At 71.7% G+C, this 19,688-nt stretch carries 17 protein-coding genes; 10 read left to right on the top strand and 7 right to left on the bottom strand.

Going from position 1 to position 19,688, the window contains the following annotated elements; all coding sequences use genetic code 11:
* Nucleotides 1-39 precede the first annotated feature (39 nt).
* Nucleotides 40-1,743 carry a glycoside hydrolase family 13 protein gene (locus ACPPVS_RS11920; protein WP_426592478.1) on the bottom strand — a complete coding sequence of 568 codons (1,704 nt, stop codon included), beginning with the start codon at nt 1,741-1,743 and terminating at the stop codon, nt 40-42.
* Nucleotides 1,744-1,824: 81 nt separating this feature from the next.
* Nucleotides 1,825-2,898, bottom strand: coding sequence for a LacI family DNA-binding transcriptional regulator (locus ACPPVS_RS11915; RefSeq protein ID WP_426592477.1), 1,074 nt, complete (start codon nt 2,896-2,898; stop codon nt 1,825-1,827).
* 215 nt (nt 2,899-3,113) lie between these two features.
* On the opposite strand from ACPPVS_RS11915, the gene ACPPVS_RS11910 reads away from it, so the two are divergent.
* The 7 genes from ACPPVS_RS11910 (at nt 3,114) to ACPPVS_RS11880 (ending at nt 12,855) form a co-directional block, all read left to right on the top strand.
* The gene (locus tag ACPPVS_RS11910; protein WP_426595960.1) at nt 3,114-4,355 is read left to right on the top strand and encodes a sugar ABC transporter substrate-binding protein; all 1,242 of its coding nucleotides are present in this window, start codon (nt 3,114-3,116) and stop codon (nt 4,353-4,355) included.
* Between the two features lie 170 nt (nt 4,356-4,525).
* Nucleotides 4,526-6,148, top strand: a complete 1,623-nt coding sequence (locus tag ACPPVS_RS11905; RefSeq protein ID WP_426592476.1) for an ABC transporter permease subunit — start codon at nt 4,526-4,528, stop codon at nt 6,146-6,148.
* Nucleotides 6,149-6,150: 2 nt separating this feature from the next.
* Nucleotides 6,151-7,059, top strand: a complete 909-nt coding sequence (locus ACPPVS_RS11900; protein ID WP_426595959.1) for a sugar ABC transporter permease — start codon at nt 6,151-6,153, stop codon at nt 7,057-7,059.
* Nucleotides 7,056-8,894, top strand: coding sequence for a glycoside hydrolase family 13 protein (locus ACPPVS_RS11895; RefSeq protein WP_426592475.1), 1,839 nt, complete (start codon nt 7,056-7,058; stop codon nt 8,892-8,894). The genes ACPPVS_RS11900 and ACPPVS_RS11895 overlap by 4 nt, the downstream gene beginning before the upstream one ends.
* Nucleotides 8,895-8,910: 16 nt before the next feature.
* Nucleotides 8,911-10,230: a deoxyguanosinetriphosphate triphosphohydrolase gene (locus ACPPVS_RS11890; protein WP_426592474.1), complete on the top strand. Its 1,320-nt coding sequence runs from the start codon at nt 8,911-8,913 to the stop codon at nt 10,228-10,230.
* 31 nt (nt 10,231-10,261) lie between these two features.
* Entirely contained in the window at nt 10,262-12,193 is a 1,932-nt protein-coding gene (gene dnaG, locus ACPPVS_RS11885) for a DNA primase (RefSeq protein WP_426592473.1), read from the top strand.
* An 86-nt stretch (nt 12,194-12,279) separates the two neighbouring features.
* On the top strand, nt 12,280-12,855 hold the full coding sequence (locus tag ACPPVS_RS11880; RefSeq protein WP_426592472.1) for a VIT1/CCC1 transporter family protein: 576 nt from the start codon (nt 12,280-12,282) through the stop codon (nt 12,853-12,855).
* A 4-nt stretch (nt 12,856-12,859) separates the two neighbouring features.
* Here the strand turns inward: ACPPVS_RS11880 and ACPPVS_RS11875 are convergent, their stop codons facing one another.
* Both ACPPVS_RS11875 and ACPPVS_RS11870 read right to left on the bottom strand, forming a co-directional pair.
* Nucleotides 12,860-13,657, bottom strand: coding sequence for a transglutaminase-like domain-containing protein (locus ACPPVS_RS11875; protein WP_426592471.1), 798 nt, complete (start codon nt 13,655-13,657; stop codon nt 12,860-12,862).
* 190 nt (nt 13,658-13,847) lie between these two features.
* Nucleotides 13,848-14,783, bottom strand: a complete 936-nt coding sequence (locus tag ACPPVS_RS11870; protein ID WP_426592470.1) for an NADP-dependent oxidoreductase — start codon at nt 14,781-14,783, stop codon at nt 13,848-13,850.
* A 100-nt stretch (nt 14,784-14,883) separates the two neighbouring features.
* Here ACPPVS_RS11870 and ACPPVS_RS11865 point away from each other — a divergent pair, with 100 nt between their 5' ends.
* On the top strand, nt 14,884-15,897 hold the full coding sequence (locus ACPPVS_RS11865; protein ID WP_426592469.1) for a serine hydrolase domain-containing protein: 1,014 nt from the start codon (nt 14,884-14,886) through the stop codon (nt 15,895-15,897).
* On the opposite strand, the gene ACPPVS_RS11860 is transcribed toward ACPPVS_RS11865, so the two are convergent.
* On the bottom strand, nt 15,875-16,858 hold the full coding sequence (locus tag ACPPVS_RS11860; RefSeq protein ID WP_426592468.1) for a magnesium transporter CorA family protein: 984 nt from the start codon (nt 16,856-16,858) through the stop codon (nt 15,875-15,877). The two genes, ACPPVS_RS11865 and ACPPVS_RS11860, sit on opposite strands and share 23 nt — an antisense overlap.
* Before the next feature lie 175 nt (nt 16,859-17,033).
* Here ACPPVS_RS11860 and ACPPVS_RS11855 point away from each other — a divergent pair, with 175 nt between their 5' ends.
* Nucleotides 17,034-17,555 (top strand): AMIN-like domain-containing (lipo)protein, encoded by a 522-nt coding sequence (locus tag ACPPVS_RS11855; protein WP_426592467.1) that lies wholly within the window; start codon nt 17,034-17,036, stop codon nt 17,553-17,555.
* Between the two features lie 3 nt (nt 17,556-17,558).
* Here ACPPVS_RS11855 and ACPPVS_RS11850 read toward each other — a convergent pair whose 3' ends face one another.
* The gene (locus ACPPVS_RS11850; RefSeq protein ID WP_426595958.1) at nt 17,559-18,185 is read right to left on the bottom strand and encodes a 4'-phosphopantetheinyl transferase family protein; all 627 of its coding nucleotides are present in this window, start codon (nt 18,183-18,185) and stop codon (nt 17,559-17,561) included.
* Between the two features lie 22 nt (nt 18,186-18,207).
* The gene (eda, locus tag ACPPVS_RS11845) at nt 18,208-18,876 is read right to left on the bottom strand and encodes a bifunctional 4-hydroxy-2-oxoglutarate aldolase/2-dehydro-3-deoxy-phosphogluconate aldolase (protein WP_426592466.1); all 669 of its coding nucleotides are present in this window, start codon (nt 18,874-18,876) and stop codon (nt 18,208-18,210) included.
* 159 nt (nt 18,877-19,035) lie between these two features.
* On the opposite strand from eda, the gene ACPPVS_RS11840 reads away from it, so the two are divergent.
* The gene (locus tag ACPPVS_RS11840; RefSeq protein WP_426592465.1) at nt 19,036-19,521 is read left to right on the top strand and encodes a beta-class carbonic anhydrase; all 486 of its coding nucleotides are present in this window, start codon (nt 19,036-19,038) and stop codon (nt 19,519-19,521) included.
* Nucleotides 19,522-19,688: the final 167 nt, after the last annotated feature.

The following is a 19,688-nucleotide window of genomic DNA, read 5'->3' as shown; positions in this document are numbered from 1 at the left end:
CGACGGCACCCGCAGCAGCGGGCGCCGTCGGCGAGATCGTCAGCTGGTCCGGTAGCGCGCCCAGACCGTGGTGTCGGGGCCGACCGTCGCCGAGAGCTCGGGGGCCGACGACAGCAGCACCTCGGCGCCCACGGGCAGCGTGACCGGGGACGAGCCCAGGTTCGCGACCACCAGCACCTCGTTGTTGAGGAACGCGATGACGTCGTCGCCGAGCCCCTCGAGCCACTCGAGACCGCCGGAGCCGAGCGCGAGCGCGCGGCGCAGCGCCAGCGCCGACCGGTACGTCTCGTACGTCGACCCGGTGACGCCCCGCTGCCCGTCCAGCGCGTACGCGGCCCAGGCGGCGGGCTGCGGCAGCCAGGTCACGCCGGTCGGCGAGAACCCGAACCCGGGCTCGCTCGACGCCCACGGCAGCGGCACGCGGCACCCGTCGCGACCGCGCTCGGCGCCGCCGGTGCGGAAGAACGCGGGGTCCTGGCGCAGGTCGTCGTCGAGGGCGGTGTGGTCGGGCAGCCCGAGCTCCTCGCCCTGGTACAGGTACGCCGAGCCGGGCAGGCCGAGCATCAGGAGCGTGGCGGACCGGGCTCGCTGCAGGCCCAGGGCCTCGTCGGGCTGCTCGTCGCCGTGCCCGATGCCGTTGGGCCGCGACCCCGGCGCCAGGAGCCCGAGGCGCGAGGCGTGCCGGACCACGTCGTGGTTGGAGAGCACCCAGGTGGTGGGTGCGCCGACGACGTCCGCGGCGCGGTAGGAGGCCTCGATGACGGTGCGGAGCGCCCTGGCGTCCCAGTGCGTCGCCAGGAACGCGAAGTTGAAGGCCTGCTGCATCTCGTCGGCCCGCACGTACCGGGTCAGCCGCGAGAGCGGCTCCACCCACGCCTCGGCCACGAGCGCGCGGTCGCCGTCGTACTCGGCCAGCACCTTGTTCCAGGCGCGGTAGATGTCGTGCACGCCGTCCTGGTCGAACATCGGGCCGCGGTTGCCGGCACCCGAGACGGCGTCGGCCGGGTCGACGAGGTCGGACCCCTCGATCATCGAGACGTGCCCGTGCCAGTCGGGCAGGCCCGGCTCCTTGACCATGCCGTGCGCGACGTCGATGCGGAAGCCGTCGACCCCGCGGTCGAGCCAGAACCGCAGGATGTCCTCGAACTCGGTGCGGACCTCGGGGTTCTCCCAGTCGAGGTCGGGCTGGCGCGAGTCGAACAGGTGCAGGTACCACTGGCCGTCCGGTACGCGGGTCCAGGCCGCGCCGCCGAAGATCGACTCCCAGTTGTTCGGGGGCTGGGCGCCGTCCGGACCTCGGCCGTCGCGGAACAGGTACCGTCCGCGCTCCGGCGAGCCCGGTGCCGCGGCCAGCGCAGCCTGGAACCAGACGTGCTCGTCCGAGGTGTGGTTGGGCACGATGTCGACCAGCACCCGCAGGCCCAGGGCGTGCGCGCGGGCGAGCAGCTCGTCGAAGTCGGCCAGCGTGCCGAAGAGCGGGTCGACGTCGCGGTAGTCGGCCACGTCGTAGCCCGCGTCGGCCTGCGGGGAGCGGTAGAACGGCGAGAGCCAGACGGCGTCCACGCCGAGCTCGGCCAGGTGGTCGAGCCGGGAGGTGATCCCCGGCAGGTCACCGATCCCGTCGCCCGAGGCGTCGGCGAACGAGCGCGGGTAGACCTGGTAGATCACCGCGTCGCGCCACCACTCGCCGTCGGGCGTCCCTGGCAGGTGCACCAGGGTCTGGGGGAGGTCGGTCATGGTCATGCGGGCATGCCTCACTTCGGGGGGGTGTGCGAACGAAAGGCGCCGTTGCCTGGACGGGGACGCGGGGGAGCGTCGCGCCGGTCAGGGTACGGCGGGAGCGGGCGGCGTCACAGCCGCCGAGGTCAGGACGGGTGCGGCCCCGGTGGAGCCGCGCACGATGAGCTCCGGGTGGAACTTCAGCTCGGTGCGCGAGGCCGGCGTGCCGCTGATCTCGGCGACGAGCGCGGACACCGCGGCGTGGCCCATGGCCTGCACGGGCTGGCGCACCGTGGTCAGCGGCGGGTCGGTGAACGCGATCAGCGGGGAGTCGTCGAAACCGACCACGGAGACGTCGCCGGGCACCGACAGCCCTCGGGAGCGCGCCGCGCGGACGGCTCCCAGCGCCATGAGGTCGGAGCCGCAGATGATCGCGGTGTGCCCCGAGTCGATCAGCTCGCCGGCGCCGGCCTGTCCGCCCTCGACCGTGAACAGCGACGTGACCACGTGCGGCCCGTCGTCCGAGATGCCGAGGTGCCGCTCCAGGTTGACCGCGAACTCCACCCGTTTGCGCGCGGACGGCACGAACCGCTCCGGTCCGATGGCCAGGCCGATGGAGCGGTGCCCGAGCGAGACGAGGTGCCGGAACGCGAGGTCGAGCGCGGCGCTGTCGTCGGTGGACACCGACGGGGCGTCGACACCCTCGGCGAAGCCGTTGACCAGCACGAACGGCATCCCGCGGCTGCGCAGCCGGTGGTACCGCTCCTTGCTCGCGGCCGTGTCGGCGTGCAGCCCGGAGACGAACACGATGCCGTCGACGTCGTGCTCGAGGAGCATCTCGACGTACTGGTCCTCGGTGGTGCCGCCGGGGGACTGCGTGCAGAGCAGGGGCGTGTAGCCGCGTTCGGTGAGCATGGTCTCGATGACCTGCGCGAACGCCGGGAAGACCGGGTTCGACAGCTCAGGGACCACCAGACCGACCAGGCCGGCCGAGCGCGTGCGCAGCTTTTCGGGTCGCTCGTAGCCGAGCACGTCGAGAGCGGCGAGCACGGCTTGGCGCGCCTGGGCCGACACTCCGTGCTTGCCGTTGAGAACCCGAGAGACCGTTGCCGTGCTGACGCCGGCCTGCTCGGCCAGGTCCGTCAGACGGGTACGCACGGGGGGCAGCGTAGGGGACACCGGACCTCCTTGTCCGTAAGGCTTTCAGGATCCATCACAAAGGGTCAGCAACGCGTCGCGGGGGCGATGGCGCAACCCGCTGAAAGCGTTGCCTGAAAGTTACCGTAACGACTTGCAAGGCCGGTTGCAACGAGGTTAGCGTCCTCCCCATCAGGCCAGCGTCGGTGGGGTTCCGCCGAGCGCAGGCACCCCCACAGACCTTTTTGGAGATGACGATGCGACGGAGCATCCCTGTCATCGCAGCGACGATCGGCCTCGCGCTGACGCTGGCTGCGTGCTCAGGTTCTGGCGACAGCGGCGGCAGCTCGGCCGCCCCGAGCGAGAGCGCAAAGCTCACCGGCACCCTGACGATGTGGGTCGACGAGACCCGCATCGACGTGATGAAGCCGATCGTGGACGAGTTCACGGCCGAGACCGGAGTCAAGGTCGACCTGGTGCAGAAGGTCTCGGGCGACATCCGCACGGACTTCGTCTCGCAGGTCCCGACGGGTGAGGGCCCGGACGTCATCATCGGTGCGCACGACTGGACCGGTGAGTTCGTGAACAACGGCGTGGTCGCGCCGGTGCAGCTCGGCGACAAGGCCGACGGCTTCCTCCAGTCCGCCGTGACGGCGTTCACCTACGACGGTCAGCAGTACGGCGTGCCGTACGCGATCGAGAACATCGCGCTGGTGCGCAACAACGCGCTCCTCAAGGACACGCCGGCCAAGACGTTCGACGAGCTCGTCACGCAGGCGCAGGGTGCCGGCACCGAGTTCTCTGTGCTCATCCAGCAGGGTGACCAGGGCGACGCGTACCACCTCTACCCCCTGCAGACGTCCTTCGGCGCCCCGGTGTTCGAGCAGGACGGCACGGGCTCGTACACCAACACGCTCGCGCTCGGCGGTGCGTCGGGTGACGCGTTCGCGTCGTACCTGCAGAAGCTCGGCCAGGAGAAGGTGCTCGACCCGGCCATCGACGGCGACAAGGCCAAGCAGGCGTTCCTCGACGGCAAGGCGCCGTACATCATCACCGGCCCGTGGAACACCACGGCATTCACGGCCGCCGGCATGGACATCTCCGTCCTGCCGATCCCGAGCGCCGGTGGCCAGGAGGCCAAGCCGTTCGTCGGCGTCCAGGGCGCGTTCATCTCGTCGAAGTCGAAGAACCCGGTGCTCGCCAACGAGTTCGTCACGAACTTCCTGACCACCGAGAAGGTGCAGACCGAGCTCTACAAGGCGGGCGGCCGTCTGCCTGCGCTCAAGGCCTCGGCCGCGAAGGTCGACGACAAGGTGCTCGCCGGCTTCAACACGGCCGGTGCCACCGGCGCCCCGATGCCCTCGATCCCCGAGATGGGTTCCGTGTGGAGCTTCTGGGGCACCACCGAGGTGCAGATCATCGGCGGCCAGGCCGCCGACCCGGCCGGCGCGTGGAACACCATGACGACCAACATCCAGGGTGCGATCGACGGCAGCTGACGTACCCATCGAGAGTGCCCGCCGGGGTCCTGACCAGGGCCCCGGCGGGCGTTCGCCGAGACGCAGAGGCCGATCCCCGCCAGGATCGGACCTGTGGGCCGACCACACGCTCCACCCGCGGGCCATGCCCGCCCTGCCGCTGCGCGACGACGCGCAGCACGGAGGACCTCATGACGGACCAGCAGACCGCGCAGGACGTCGTCTCTCAGGGAGCGCCGCCGCCGCCCGAGGACGCGCCGCCTCGCTCCCGATCCGGCGACTCCCACGCGCGAGCCTTCTCGCCCGGGTTCGTCGCCAAGCTCCTGCTCGTCGCGCTCGTCGACGCGCTCGGCGTCTACGGCATCCTCGCCGCCGCCGCGGTGAACTCGTGGGTGATCGTCGCGTTCCTCGTCTTCGCGCTGGTCGTCGTCAACTGGGTGTACTTCTCCCGGCGCATGATGCCGGCCAAGTACCTGGTCCCCGGCCTGCTGTTCCTGCTCGTCTACCAGCTCTTCGCGATGGCGTACACGGGCTTCATCGCGTTCACCAACTATGGCGACGGACACAACTCCAGCAAGTCCGACGCCATCGAGTCGATCCTCGCTCAGAACGAGCGTCGCGTGGAGGGCTCCCAGAGCTACCCGCTGACGGTGGTCTCCCGGCTGGGGAACCTCGGTTTCGCCATCGTGCAGGACGGGGAGGTGCAGGTCGGGACGGCCGACAAGCCGCTCGAGCCCGCGTCCGATGCCACCCACGACGGTGACAAGGTCACGGCCGTGCCCGGGTACGACGTGCTCCAGTTCGCGCAGATCGCGCAGCAGCAGGAGGCGATCACCAACCTGCGGGTGCCGGTCTCGGACGACCCGAACGACGGGTCGCTGCGCACTCAGGACGGCTCGACGGGCTACATCTACACGTCGACGCTCGTCTACGACGCGAACGCGGACACGATGACCGACCCGGCGACCGGGACGGTCTACACGCCCTCCGACCACGGCAACTTCGTCTCCGCCGACGGCACGGTGCTGCTGCCCGGCTGGCGAGTCACCGTCGGCTTCGAGAACTTCACCTCATTCTTCACCGACTCGCGGATCGCCGGCCCGTTCTTCTCGATCCTCTGGTGGACGTTCGCGTTCGCGATCCTGTCCGTGCTGACGTGCTTCGTCGTCGGGCTCTTCCTCGCGGTCGTGTTCAACGACCCGCGGGTCAAGGGCAGGCGCATCTACCGGTCGCTGCTCCTGATGCCGTACGCCCTGCCGGCTTTCATCTCCGCGCTCGTGTGGCGCGGCCTGCTCAACCAACGGTTCGGGTTCATCAACGAGGTCCTGCTCGGGGGCGCCGACATACCCTGGCTGACCAACCCGTGGCTGGCCAAGCTGTCGATCCTCGGGGTCAACCTCTGGCTCGGGTTCCCCTACATGTTCCTGGTGTGCACCGGGGCGCTGCAGTCGATCCCGGGCGACGTCATCGAGTCGGCCCGCATGGACGGTGCCGGCGCGGCGCGGATCCAGCGCTCGATCGTCCTGCCGCTGCTCCTGGTCGCCACGGCGCCACTGCTCATCGCGTCGTTCGCGTTCAACTTCAACAACTTCACGCTGATCTACCTGCTGACCGGCGGCGGGCCGAACTTCCAGGGCACGCCGATACTCGTCGGCCACACCGACATCCTCATCTCGATGGTCTACTCCGTGGCCTTCGAGAGCGGGCTCAAGCAGTACGGCCTGGCCAGCGCCCTGTCGATCATGATCTTCCTCATCGTCGGCGCGATCTCCTGGGCCGGCTTCCGACGGACCCGCCGACTGGAGGAGCTGTGATGATGACCACCGCCACGACGGTCGAGCGCCGCACAAAGGCTTCGGTCGAGCAGCACCGCAGGGTGACGGGCATGCGATGGTGGCGCGAGGTCGGCTGGCGGCACGTGGTGGCCATCGTGACGATCGTGATCTGCCTGCTGCCCTTCGTGTACCTGGTGTCGGCCTCGCTCAACCCGGGCGGGACGCTCACCGGCTCGAACGACCTGTTCCGGACCCTCAGCATCGCGAACTTCTCCAAGCTGACCACCACCGAATACCCGCGGTGGTTCGGCAACTCGCTGGTGATCGCGACGGTCACCGCGATCGGCACGGTCCTGATGGGGGCCGCGGCGGCCTACGCGTTCTCCCGCTTCCGCTTCCGGGGCCGGCGAGGGTCGCTCACCAGCCTGCTGATCATCCAGATGTTCCCGCAGACACTGGCGTTCGTCGCGATCTTTCTGCTGCTGCTCTCGATGGGAAAGGTGTTCCCGGCGCTGGGCCTGAACAGCTCGCTCGGCATCATCCTGGTGTACCTGGGGGGCGCGCTCGGCGTGAACACGTTCCTGATGTACGGCTTCTTCAACACCGTGCCGCGCGAGCTCGACGAGGCCGCGAAGATCGACGGGGCGACGCACGCACAGATCTTCTGGACGATCATCCTGCGCCTGGTCACGCCGATCCTCGCGGTGGTCGGGCTGCTCTCCTTCATCTCGACGTACGGAGAGATCCTCATCGCCAAGGTGGTGCTGGGGCGACAGGAGAACTACACCGTCGCACTCGGTCTGTACACCTGGGCGGCGGACGAACGTACAGCACCCTGGGGCCTCTTCGCGGCGGGAGCGGTGCTGGCCGCGATCCCGGTGATCATCTTGTTCTTCGCGCTGCAGAAGTACATCGTCGGGGGCCTGATCGCGGGGGCCGTCAAGGGATGAGCCACCTGCTCGGTCTCCCGCACCACGACGGGTCGGAGGTCTACGTCGGGCGAGGCACACCGAGCCTCGGCCAGGTGGTGCCCGTCAGGATCCGGGTCCCGGCCGCCGGCGCCGAGCGCGCCGTCTGGGTGCGGACGGTCCGTGACGGCGAGCCCCGGCTGGTCGAGGCCCGGATGGCGCGGTCCGACGAGCACGAACGGTGGTACGTCGCGGACGTCCCGGTGCACAACCCGGTCACCAGCTACCGCGTGCTCCTCGACGAGCCGGGCGGCTACCGCTGGCTGAACGGGCGGGGCGTGCACGACCGCGACGTGCCCGACGCCGCCGACTTCCGGCTGACGGTGCACGACCCGGCGCCGGCCTGGATGGACACCTCCGTCGTCTACCAGGTGTTCCCGGACCGGTTCGCCCGGGCGGGGTCGCCGGACGGACCGCTGCCGGACTGGGCGCTGCCGGCCCGGTGGGACGACGAGCCGATCGGCGGGGGACCCGGCACGGCGACGCAGTTCTTCGGCGGGGACCTGCCCGGCATCGAGGCGCGCCTGGACCACCTGGAGCGGCTCGGCGTCGACACGCTGTACCTGACGCCGGTCTTCCCGGGGCGCTCCAACCACCGCTACGACGCGAGCACGTTCGACCATGTGGACCCCTTGCTGGGTGGCGACGAGGCGCTCGCGTCCCTCAGCCGCGCCGTGCACCGGCGCGGCATGCGGATCCTGGGCGACCTGACCACCAACCACACGGGCGCCGGGCACGAGTGGTTCGCCCGGGCGCAGGGGGACCGGGCCAGCGAGGAGGCCGAGTTCTACTACTGGTCCGAGGACGACCCCGGCTACGTCAGCTGGCTCGAGCACGCCTCGCTGCCCAAGCTGAACTACAACGCGCCGTCGCTCGCCGCGCGGATGGTGCAGGGCCCGGACTCGGTGATCGGCCGCTGGCTCGGCGCGCCGTACTCCCTGGACGGCTGGCGGATCGACGTCGCGAACATGACCGGCCGGTACGCCGACGACGACCTCACGCACCTGGTCGCCCGGACCATCCGCGCGACGATGCGCGACATCAACCCGGACGCGGTGCTCGTCGCCGAGCACTTCCACGACGCCGGGCTGGACCTGGCCGCCGGCGGCTGGCACGCGAACATGAACTACTCGGCGTTCACCCGACCGGTGTGGACCTGGCTGGTCGACCCCGGCAGCGCCCTCGGCTTCCTGGGCATGCCCGTGCCGATCCCGCGCCGCGACGGCGAGTCGATGGTGGCCACCATGCGCGACTTCGACTCGACCGTCCCGTGGAACGTCACGACGCACCAGTGGAACATGCTCGGCTCGCACGACACCGCCCGCCTGCGGACCGTCGTCGGCACCCGGGAGCGCGTGGAGCTGGCCGCCGGGCTGCTGTTCACCTACCCGGGCACCCCGGCGATGTTCGCCGGCGACGAGGGCGGGCTCACCGGCACCAACGGTGAGCACTCGCGGGTCGCCATGCCCTGGCGCGACATCGACGCGGGCGGGGGTCCGCGCTGGGACGCGGGCACGTTCGACATCTACCGGTCGCTCATCGCGGTCCGTCGCGGGTCGCGCGCGCTGCGCGAGGGCGGGATGCGGTGGGCAGTGGTGCGGCCCGACGCCGTCGCCTACCTGCGGGAGACGCTCGACGAGCGAGTGCTCGTGGTCGTGGCCCGCGGCCCCTGGGAGGGCGTCGACCTGCCCCGCCACCTGCTCGCGCCGGGTGCCCTGCCGGAGAACCTGTACGGCGGTGGGGACCTGGAGGTGGGCACCGACGCGCTGCGCGTGGGCGGCGACGGCCCCGGGGTCCAGGTCTGGCGGCTGGCCTGATCGTTAGGCTGACGCCGTGACCATTCCGGACCAGGCACTGGCCCACACCCCGGACGTCGACGGGTATGTCGACGCCGACCGTGAGCGGTGGGTCCGGGAGGGCACCAAGTCTCGCGAGCGCACGGCGTTCGAACGCGACCGCGCCCGGCTCGTGCACTCCTCGGCGCTGCGGCGGCTCGGGGCCAAGACGCAGGTGCTCGGACCGTCGTCGGACGACTTCGTGCGTACGCGTCTGACCCACACGCTCGAGGTCGCGCAGGTGGGCCGCGAGATCGGCAAGGCGCTCGGCTGCGACCCGGACGTCGTCGACACCGCGTGCCTCGCCCACGACCTCGGCCACCCGCCGTTCGGGCACAACGGCGAACGCGCGCTGGCCGAGCTGGCCAAGGGCATCGGCGGTTTCGAGGGGAACGCCCAGACGCTGCGGCTGCTGACCCGGCTCGAGCCGAAGGTCGTCGGGCCCGACGGACGGGCGGTCGGCCTGAACCTCACGCGCGCGTCGCTGGACGCGTCCGTCAAGTACCCCTGGCGCCACCGGCAGGGCCCGATCAGCGAGGCGAGCGGGCGACCGACGCACAAGTTCGGCGTCTACGAGGACGACCTGCCGGTGTTCGAGTGGCTGCGCGAGAACGCGCCCGAGGGTCGCAAGTGCCTCGAGGCGCAGGTGATGGACCTGGCCGACGACATCTCGTACTCGGTGCACGACGTCGAGGACGCCGTGGTGGGCGGCCGCCTGGACCTCGAGGTGCTCGGCGTGCCGAAGGAACGGGACCGCGTGATCGAGGCGGTGCAGACCTGGTACGGCGACGCCGTCACCGGCGACGAGCTGCAGGACGCGATCGACCGGCTGGTGACCGCGAGACTCTGGCGGCAGGGGTTCGACGGGTCGCGCGGCGCGCTCGCTCACCTCAAGGACTCGACCAGCCAGCTCATCGGCCGGTTCGCCAAGGCCTCGCAGCGGGCGACCCGAGCGGAGTACGGCCCGGGGCCCCTGACGCGGTACGCCGCCGACCTCATCGTCCCGCACGAGACCCTCGCCGAGATCCTCGTGCTCAAGGGCCTCGCGGTGGCCTACGTCATGGCCCCGCGCGAGCTCGAACCGCTCTACCACCGGCAGCGCGAGGTGCTCACCGACCTCGTGCACGTGCTGTCGGAACGAGCACCCATCGCCCTCGAGCCCCCGTTCGCCGCGGACTGGGTTGCGGCGGCGGACGACGCCGCCCGGCTGCGCGTCGTGATCGACCAGGTGGCCTCCCTGACGGACATCTCGGCCGCCGAGCTGCACGCGCGACTGGTTCACCCGCCGCGGCACGGCGGACCCGCGGCGTTCGTCTGACCGGCCACGCATCCACGCCTAGACTCGGCGCGTGGCGGGACGCATCCGACGGGAGGACGTGGAGGCGGTCCGCGAGCGCGCCCACATCGACGAGGTCGTCGGGCAGCACGTCACGCTGAAGCCGGCGGGCGTCGGGTCGCTCAAGGGCCTGTGCCCGTTCCACGACGAGCGCTCGCCGTCCTTCCACGTCCGCCCGCAGGTGGGTCGCTACCACTGCTTCGGCTGCGGCGAGGGCGGCGACGTCATCGACTTCGTGCAGAAGGTCGACGGTCTGGGGTTCTCCGAGGCCGTCGAGTACCTCGCCGGCAAGGTCGGCATCCAGCTGCGGTACGAGGAGGGCGGCGCGCCGCGGCCCGGCGAGGAGCCCGGCAAGCGCCGACGGCTCATCGAGGCGCACAAGGTGGCCGAGGAGTTCTTCCGCGAGCAGCTGGGCGCACCCGAGGCCGCCGCCGGTCGCGCGTTCCTGTCGGAGCGCGGGTTCGACCGCACCGCGGCCGCCGACTTCGGGGTGGGGTACGCGCCGAAGGGCTGGGACCCGCTCATGCGGCACCTGCGCGGTCGCGGGTTCACCGAGGCGGAGCTCACCGCGTCCGGCCTGGTCAGCCAGGGGCAGCGCGGCGTCTACGACCGGTTCCGCGGGCGGCTCGTCTGGCCCATCCGTGAGGTCACCGGAGAGACGGTCGGGTTCGGGGCGCGCCGGCTGTACGACGAGGACCAGGGGCCCAAGTACCTGAACACCCCCGAGACCGCGCTCTACAAGAAGTCGCACGTGCTGTACGGCATCGACCTGGCCAAGAAGGACATGCAGCGCGACAAGCGCGTGGTCGTGGTCGAGGGCTACACCGACGTCATGGCCATGCACCTGTCGGGGGTCGGTACCGCAGTGGCGACGTGCGGCACGGCGTTCGGCTCGGACCACGCCCGGATCGTGCGCCGCCTGGTCGGCGACTCGGGGTCGAGCGGGGGAGTGCAGCTCGCCTCGGGCGCGTCCGTGGGCGGCGAGATCATCTTCACCTTCGACGGTGATGCCGCAGGTCAGAAGGCCGCGCTGCGCGCGTTCGGCGAGGACCAGACGTTCACCGCGCAGACGTTCGTCGCCGTCGAGAAGTCGGGCCTGGACCCGTGCGAGCTGCGCCAGGCGAAGGGTCCCGACGCGGTCCGCGCGCTGGTGGCGGGCCGGACCCCGCTGTACGAGTTCGTCATCCGGAGCACGCTCGAGACCTACGACCTACGGACCGCGGAGGGCCGCATCGGTGCCCTGCGCGCCGCCGCGCCCGTGGTCGCGGGGATCCGGGACGCCGGGCTGCGGCCCGAGTACACGCGCATGCTGACGGGCTGGTTGGGCATCGACGACGAGGAGCAGGTGCGCCGCGCGGTCCAGGGTGCGACGAGCCGGCAGCCGTCGCGCGGTGCGGACCCGCGTCCCGTCCGCGACGAGCGGCAGGCTCCCCGAGACGAACGGCCGGCACCGCGCATGCCGCAGCCGGACCGCCGCGACCCGGTGGCGCAGATCGAGCGGACCGCGCTCGAGGTGGTCCTGCAGCAGCCCGCACTCGTGCCCGAGGAGTTCGACGACCTGCCCGCCGACGCGTTCGGCGCACCCGCCTACCGCGCGGTGCACGAGGCGGTCCGGGCCGCCGGCGGGCTCGTCGTCGCCCGGACGCTCGGGAACGCGACGGCCTGGGTCGGCGCCGTGATCGAGGAGGCGGGGGAGAACCTGCGGCCCCTGGTCACCGAGCTGGCGGTCGCGCCCTTGCCCGAGGACCGCCCCGACGCGCTGGACGGCTACGTCAAGGGCGTCGTACGTAGCCTCGTCGAGATGGGGTTCACGCGGCACATCGCCGAGCTGCGCGGGCGCCTGCAGCGCATGGACGCCGAGGTCGACCCGGCCGCCTACCGTGCCGCGTACGCCGAGCTGGTCGAGGTCGAGGGCCGGCGCCGCACGCTGCGCGAGAGCGCCTGAGGTAGGAGAGGCTGTCCTGCATCGTCGCAGGTCAGGGCAGGCTTCGCTTCGGTGACAACCCCGAGAACGCGGCCTAGCGTGGCGCTATGACCACCGTCTCGACTCCTCGCCCGGCCCCTACCGTCTCGAGCCTGAACTGGCTGCGCGCGGGCGTGCTGGGCGCCAACGACGGGATCGTCTCGATCGCGGCGACGGTCCTCGGCGTGGCTGGCGCGGCGACCTCGGTCGGCACTCTCGCGGTCGCCGGCATCGCCGCGCTCGTCGCGGGCGCTCTGTCGATGGCTGCGGGCGAGTACGTGTCGGTGAGCAGTCAGCGCGACGCCGAAAGGGCGGCGCTGCGCCGTGGTCGCGTGCTGCCGACGATGGCGGTCCGCGACGATCCTGACGCGCAGTCCAACCCCTGGCACGCCGCGGTCGCCTCGTTCGGCGCTTTCCTGATCGGCGGTTTCGTCCCGCTCGTCGTCGTCCTGGCGCCGTGGGGCGGTGCACGAGTCCCTGCCACGTTCGTCGCCGTTCTGGCCGCGCTCGTGGTCACGGGCCTGGTGGCCGCCCGGTTCAGCGACGCGGAGCCGCGGCGCTCGGTCCTGCGCAACGTGCTCGGCGGCTCCGTGGCGATGGCGGTGACCTACGGGATCGGGGCTCTCGTGGGGCTCACCGTCTGAGCGCTCAGCGCAGCGCGACCAGCCCGGTGCCCTCGTCGAGCAGCAGTCCGCCGTGGATGGTCGCGGTGACGGTCATCGCCGTGACGTAGAGGCTGCCGCCGTACCAGGAGATGAACGCGGTGTCGGTGGCGTCGCGACCGGTGGCGATGCGCACGAGGGACTCGCGCGGGGCCATCCCCGTGGCGTCGACCACGTGCCAGGCGCCGTCGATGTACGCCTCGGCGACCGCGTGGAAGTCCATCGGCTTGAGCCCGGGCGCGTACACGGAGGTCAGGCGCGCCGGGACGTCGCGGGCGCGGAGCAGGGCGACGACGAGGTGCGCGAAGTCGCGGCACACCCCGCGGCGCTTGAGCAGCGTGTCGGTCGCGCCGTCCGTCGGCAGGCTCGACCCGGACAGGTACGTGACGTGGTTGGTGACCCAGCCGACGACGGCGTCGAGCAGCTCCTCGCCCTCGAGGTCGCGGAACTGGTCGCGCGCGAACGCGAGCAGCCGGTCGGAGTCGGCGTAGCGGGAGGGGCGGCGGTACTCGACGATGTCGACGTCGTCGATGGGCGGCAGGTCCGCCTGGCCCGTGATGGTGGCGTGGTAGTCGACGACCACGCGGCCCTTGGGGGCGAGCACCCGGTGCGTGCGCGCGCCGTGCGCGAGCTTGATCTCGGTGACGTCCAGCGGGCCGTCGTCATGACGGACCGAGAGGAGCTCGGAACGGTCGTAGGCACCGTCGGCGACGGCCACGAGGAGCTCGATCTCGAGCGGGGCGCGCACGTCGAGGGAGAGATGAGAAGTCACGGTGCGCAGCACGGCCGCGGGTCCTTTCCCAGCCGTCGGTGGCTGGACCATCTAGAGGGGGCGAGCGCAAGTGTGAGGCTCGCGGGCCCCCGCGTCCAGCCCGCGGGCAGTACCCGATGAACCCGCAGGTCAGAGGCCTGCGGGTCGGCCATCGCGGAGCAGTCCGACCCCCTCTAGCTGGACGTCGGTCCACCTATCTGTTTCAGACGACCAGGATGGTCTTGCCGGGGCCGTGCCCGGGCGTTCCGGCGAACGTGTAGCCCTCCCGGCCGCGGGCGAGCGGGAAGGTCGCGGCGACCGTCGTGCGCAGGTCGCCGGCGGCGACCAGGGCGGCGATCCGCTGCAGTGCGGAGCCGTCGCCGGCGACGACGAAGAACGTGGCCGTGAAGCCCCCTGCCGCCGCACGCGCCTGGTCCGGCGGAGCGTTCAGCGTGACCAGGTGCCCGCCCGGTCGGACCACCGCGTACGAGTCCAGCAGCACCTGCCCGCCGAGCGGGTCGATGACGACGTCGTACGTCCGTCCGCCGCCGAACTGCGCCGGATCGGTCGTCGTGACGGTGGTCGCACCGAGCGCGCGGACCAGCTCCTCGTCGCGCACGTAGGCGGTGGTGGCCACGGTCGCACCGCGCAGCACGGCGAGCTGGATGGCGAAGCCGCCCACGGCGCCCGCGCCCGCGTGCACGAGCACCTGCGAACCCGGCCCGACGGGGGCGTGGACCTCGAAGGCCTCCCAGGCGGTGAGCGCCGCGACCGGCAGCGTGACGGCGTCGACGTCGGACACCGCGTCGGGTCGCGGCGCGAGGGCGTGGGCGGGTACCGCGACGAGCTCGGCGGCTCCGCCCGGGGCGTCGAACGGCACCTGCCCGAACACGGCGTCGCCGACGGCGAACCCGTCGACGTCCGGTCCCAGCTCGGCGACGTGTCCCGACACCTCGTGCCCCGGGATGGCCGGCGTGCCGTCGCGTTCCAGTCCTGCCCACGTCTCGTCCCAGCTCAGCTCGGTGGGCGTGATGCCGACGGCCGCCACCCGGACGAGCACCTCGCCCGGGCCGGCGACGGGCACCGGGGCGTCCTCGTAGACGAGCTGGTCGAAGCTGCCGCGTGCGTGGGCGCGCAGGGCCTTCATGGTCCGGGTCATCGTGGCGGTCCCTTCGTCGGCTCGACGGTAGCCAGCCGACGCGTCGGGCGCGACTCTCAATCCCCTCGTGTCACGAGGATGTCCCGGCTACCGTGGCGCGATGGACCTGGCAGCGGAGGTCGCGGCCCTCACGGACGAGTTCTCGGGCGTGGTGCGGGTCGACCGCGCCGGCAGCACCGTCCTCGACGCGGCCTTCGGGCTCGCCGACCGGCGCCACGGCGTCCCCATGACCGTCGGCTCGCAGGTCGCGATGGCGAGCGGCAACAAGGGCATGACGGCGCTGGCCGCGATGAGCCTCGTGGAGGACGGGACGCTCTCGCTCGGCACGACGGCGCGCTCGCTGCTCGGCGACGACCTGCCGCTCGTCGCCGACGACGTCACGGTCGAGCACCTGCTCGCCCACCGCTCGGGCATCGGCGACTACCTGGACGAGGACGTCGAGTCCGACATCGACGACTACGCCCTGCGGGTGCCCATGCAGGAGCTCGCGACCACCGAGCAGTTCGTCACGGTGCTCGACGGCTTCCCGACGAAGTTCCCCGCAGGCGAGCGGTTCTCGTACTGCAACAGCGGCTTCATGGTGCTGGCGCTCCTGGCCGAGCGGGCCAGCGGCACGGGGTTCCACGACCTCGTCGACGAGCGGGTGCTTCGGCCCGCCGGGATGCTCGACTCGGGCTTCCTGCGCTCGGACGACCTGCCGGGAACGGCCGCCGTGGGCTACGTGCGGATGGACGGGCACTGGCGCACCAACGTGTTCCACCTGCCGGTGCGCGGCAACGGCGACGGGGGCCTGTACACGACGACCGCCGACATGCACCGGTTCTGGGTCGCGCTGTTCGCCGGCGCGATCGTCTCCCCGGAGACCGTCGCGCTGATGACGACCCCGCGCAGCGACGTGCCGGCGGAGGGGCAGCGGTACGGGCTGGGGTTCTGGGTGCACGCGTCGCGCGACGTCCTCGGCCTCTCGGGCTACGACGCGGGCGTGTCGTTCCGAAGCTTCCACGACCCGGTCGAGCGGCTCACCGCGACGGTCGCGGGGACGACGTCCGCGGGCGCGTGGCCGATCGCGCGGCTGCTCGAGGAGCGGCTGGTCACCACCAGCCCTGCCGCTTAGCCCACCACAGGAGCCCCGCGGACATCGCGAGCATGATGCCGAGGGCCCAGGCCAGGGGGATCGGCGTGGTGTGGGGGTTGACGATCATGTTCATGCCAAGCACCGAGGCGAGGGCCGTGATCGGCAGGGTGACCACGGCGATCACCGCGAGCCGTTCGGCGGCGATGGTCATCTTGGTGTCGGTGCGCGTTCGGTAGAACTCGATCACCCCCTGCAGGTAGTCCTTCTCCTCTCCGGCGAGCCCCGCGATGCGGTCGAACTGGTCGATGAGGTCGAGCACGAGATGACGGCTCTCCTCCGGCACCGCCCGGTTGATCCCCGACAGCCGGCGGTAGATCTGGGCCGTCTGCGCGGCGATCGTCCGGATGGCCAGCAGGCCGTGCCGCGTCCGGAACATCTCGTCCAGGAACTTCTCCGGGTTGCCCAGGGCGCCGTCGTTGACCCGTTGCTCCAGGTCCCAGACGTCGGTGGTGAGCTCCTCGACGAACCGCTCCATGTGCCGGGTCAGGGTCGAGACGATCGCGTGCGAGATGTCGAACGACGTGTGGGGCCGGAGGCGGCCGGACCGGATGCGCGCCAGAACCTCGGCGGTATCGCGCAAAGTGATCTCGCGGCTGACCAGAGGGTTCACCGGCCCGTGCACGGTGATCAGGTACCGGGGTCCGATGATCCGGTCGAGCTCCACGTGGTGGACGTGGCCGCCGCTGCCCTTCTCCGGGGCGTGCAGGACCAGGAGCAGCGAGTCCGGGTAGGCGTGCAGCTTGGGCAGCCGGTTGCGGACCTCGAGGTCGTGCACGGCCAACGGGTGCAGACCGAACACCGGGACCAGGACGGCGGCCGCCTCCGCGTCCCACTCCGGGACGTCGACCCACACGAGGCCGTGCTTGGCGGCCAGCAGGTCGGGCAGCTCGTCGACGGAGCAGTCGCGGACGCCGTCCGAGGTGATCAGGTGCACATCCATGACTGGGCTCTCTCGCGCGGTTCGTCATCGGATACCGCGAGCCTGCCACGGTGCGCGCGCCGGTGCGCGAGGGTGGGAGGTCGCGGGCCGGATCTGCCACGCGTCTTTCACCCGAGAGGGCGCGCGTCACGGGCCTACCCTGGAGGAAAGTGCCCCGCGACGAGGAGGTCGTGCGATGCGCCGTGCATTCTTGTCCGTCGTTCTTCTACTGGCTGCCTTCGTCATGGTGCCGGTGTCGCCCGCGAGCGCGACGCCGCACTGCGGGATCACCTGGGGCTCGCTCGAGAAGTCCGCCGCCGGACTGTCCCAGGCCCCCGTCACCGGCGTACGGACCGGCCGGCACGCCTGCTACGACCGGCTCGTCCTCGACGTGGCCGGACACGTCGGCGGGTACACGGTCCGGTACGTCCCGCACATCACCCAGGACGGCTCGGGCGCGGTCATCCCGACGCGTGGTGGGGCAGCGCTGCAGATCACGGTGAACGACCCGGCCGAGAGCTGGGCTCCCAGCAACCCGCTGGAGCTGCGCAACGTCGCCGGGTACTCGACGTTCCGGCAGGTCGTGCACGCCGGGACCTTCGAGGGCTACACGACTGTCGGCCTCGGTCTGCGGGCGCGGCTGCCGTTCCGGGTTCTGGTGCTCGCCGGCCCGGGGTCGTCGAGTCGGCTCGTCGTGGACGTCGCCCACCACTGGTGATCGTCAGGCTCGTGCCAGCGCCGCGGCGGTGACCACGAGCCCGTCGCCGACCGCCCAGCGTCCGTGCAGCAGGTCGGTGCCGAGCCCGCGCACGCTCAGGCGAGCCGTGAACGTGTTGTGGCCGAGCCGGACGTCCACGTGCTCGAACCCGAGCCAGGCGTGCACGATCGGCGACCACACCTTGTACACCGACTCCTTCGCCGAGAACACGATGCGGTCCGGGCAGATGCCGGGGTCGAGGTCGGCGATGGCCTCCTGCTCCGACGTGCTCATGACGAGCGACAGCACCTCGGGCGGCAGAGGTTCCAGCACCTCGGCGTCGATGCCGAGGCCCGCCCAGCTCCGGGCGTGCGCGACCGCGGCCGCCCGGAACCTGTCGCAGTGGGTCATGCTGCCCACGACTCCTTCCGGCCACACGGGGGAGCGGTCGGGCGCGGACGGGACGGCGACGGCACCCGCACCGAGCCGGGTCAGAGCCGCGCGTGCGCAGGCGCGGACGGCGGCGTACTCAGCGCGACGCGCCGGGATCGCACGCGCGACGGCGGCCTCCTCCTCGGGGAAGAGGGCTGCGGGCAGGGGAGGGCCGCGATGCTCGACGACGACGACGTCGGTGGGCAGCACCTGCTCCATCACGTCCGCCAGTGTGGCAGCGTCAGCGGTCGACGTGCGCCCCTGCTCCGCCGACGAGCCCGCGGGCCGTCCCGACGAGCTCGACCGCTTCCCGGCACAGCCGGGCGATCGTCGTGACCTCGCGCGCCTGGACGAGGGTGCGCGACACCATCCACGACCCTCCGACGGCGGCGACGGGGCCCAGGGCGAGGTACGCGGCGGCGTTGTCCGGCCCGATCCCGCCGGTCGGGATGATCCGCAGGCCGGGGAACGGGGCGGCGAGCGCCTCGACCGCGGCCACGCCGCCCGACGTCTGCGCCGGGAAGAACTTGACGCACGAGACGCCCAGGTCGAGCGCCGCCATGACCTCGGTCGGCGTCACCGTCCCGGGGACCACCGGCACACCGAGCTCGAGGCACCGCTCGACCACCGGCCGCGAGAGGCCGGGGGAGACGACGAACGCGGCGCCGGCGTCGACGGCCTGGTCGACCTGTGCCGCGGTCAGGACCGTGCCGGCGCCGACGAGCGTGTCGCCGCGCAGGGCCAGCGTGCGGATCGCGTCGAGGCCCGCAGGTGTCCGCAGCGTCACCTCGGCCACCGGCAGGCCGCCGCCCACGAGGGCCTCGGCGAGGTAGTCGGCGTCGAGCGCCCGGTCGATCACGACCACCGGGACGACGCCGTGCGTCGAGAGGGCGTCCAGCACGCCGGTCATCGAGCCGGCGCCGCTGCGCTGGGGGCGAAAGGGTCCACGGGGACACGGTACGTGCGATGGCCGTCCACCATGCGAGCGACCACCCGCTCGCCGCGCGCCACCGCCCGGGAGGGCATACGGTCCCCGCCGCAGGGGAGTCTTCGAGACCCGGGAGCACGCATGTCCGTCACCGACGAGTACCTGACCAACAACCGCGCCTACGCCGAGACCTTCACCGGACCGCTGCCTCTGCCGCCGTCCCGTCAGGTCGCCGTCGTCGCCTGCATGGACGCACGACTGGACGTGTACCGGATCCTTGGCCTGGGCGCGGGCGAGGCGCACGTCATCCGCAACGCAGGCGGTGTGGTGACCGACGACGAGATCCGTTCGCTCGCCATCAGCCAGCGGCTGCTCGGCACGCGCGAGATCATCCTCATCCACCACACCGACTGCGGGATGCTCACGTTCACCGACGACGGGTTCAAGCAGTCGATCCTGGACGAGACGGGGATCAAGCCCGAGTGGGCCGCGGAGGCGTTCGCGGACCTGGACGTCGACGTCCGGCAGTCGATCGCCCGGATCAAGGCCAGCCCGTTCGTCCCGCACACCGACCGGGTCCGAGGCTTCGTCTTCGACGTCGCGACCGGTCTGCTGACCGAGGTCTAGCCGATCCAGAGCACGATGCCGTGAGGGGGCCGACACCGTCACGAGCGCACGTCGCCCCTCGGGCCGTGCTCGACCGGTCCTGTTCCTCCATTGCTCATCCTGTGCTCACCCTGTGGACGCCTTCACCCGGTCGACTCGAGCTGCGACGAGGTCGTCGCACCTCGAGG

This window comes from Cellulomonas sp. McL0617, assembly GCF_049994875.1.
Lineage (GTDB): Bacteria > Actinomycetota > Actinomycetes > Actinomycetales > Cellulomonadaceae > Cellulomonas.
This window is presented reverse-complemented; position numbering and strand designations above follow the sequence as displayed.

Excerpts from the sequence above, each read along its gene's own strand:
- ACPPVS_RS11895 (WP_426592475.1), top strand. The coding sequence starts at position 7,056 with ATGAGCCACCTGCTCGGTCTCCCGCACCACGACGGGTCGGAGGTCTAC.
- ACPPVS_RS11865 (WP_426592469.1), top strand. The coding sequence starts at position 14,884 with ATGGACCTGGCAGCGGAGGTCGCGGCCCTCACGGACGAGTTCTCGGGC.
- ACPPVS_RS11850 (WP_426595958.1), bottom strand. The coding sequence starts at position 18,185 with ATGGAGCAGGTGCTGCCCACCGACGTCGTCGTCGTCGAGCATCGCGGC.
- ACPPVS_RS11870 (WP_426592470.1), bottom strand. The coding sequence starts at position 14,783 with ATGACCCGGACCATGAAGGCCCTGCGCGCCCACGCACGCGGCAGCTTC.
- ACPPVS_RS11900 (WP_426595959.1), top strand. The coding sequence starts at position 6,151 with ATGACCACCGCCACGACGGTCGAGCGCCGCACAAAGGCTTCGGTCGAG.
- ACPPVS_RS11920 (WP_426592478.1), bottom strand. The coding sequence starts at position 1,743 with ATGACCATGACCGACCTCCCCCAGACCCTGGTGCACCTGCCAGGGACG.
- ACPPVS_RS11905 (WP_426592476.1), top strand. The coding sequence starts at position 4,526 with ATGACGGACCAGCAGACCGCGCAGGACGTCGTCTCTCAGGGAGCGCCG.
- ACPPVS_RS11860 (WP_426592468.1), bottom strand. The coding sequence starts at position 16,858 with ATGGATGTGCACCTGATCACCTCGGACGGCGTCCGCGACTGCTCCGTC.
- ACPPVS_RS11855 (WP_426592467.1), top strand. The coding sequence starts at position 17,034 with ATGCGCCGTGCATTCTTGTCCGTCGTTCTTCTACTGGCTGCCTTCGTC.
- eda (WP_426592466.1), bottom strand. The coding sequence starts at position 18,876 with ATGACCGGCGTGCTGGACGCCCTCTCGACGCACGGCGTCGTCCCGGTG.
- ACPPVS_RS11910 (WP_426595960.1), top strand. The coding sequence starts at position 3,114 with ATGCGACGGAGCATCCCTGTCATCGCAGCGACGATCGGCCTCGCGCTG.
- ACPPVS_RS11840 (WP_426592465.1), top strand. The coding sequence starts at position 19,036 with ATGTCCGTCACCGACGAGTACCTGACCAACAACCGCGCCTACGCCGAG.
- ACPPVS_RS11880 (WP_426592472.1), top strand. The coding sequence starts at position 12,280 with ATGACCACCGTCTCGACTCCTCGCCCGGCCCCTACCGTCTCGAGCCTG.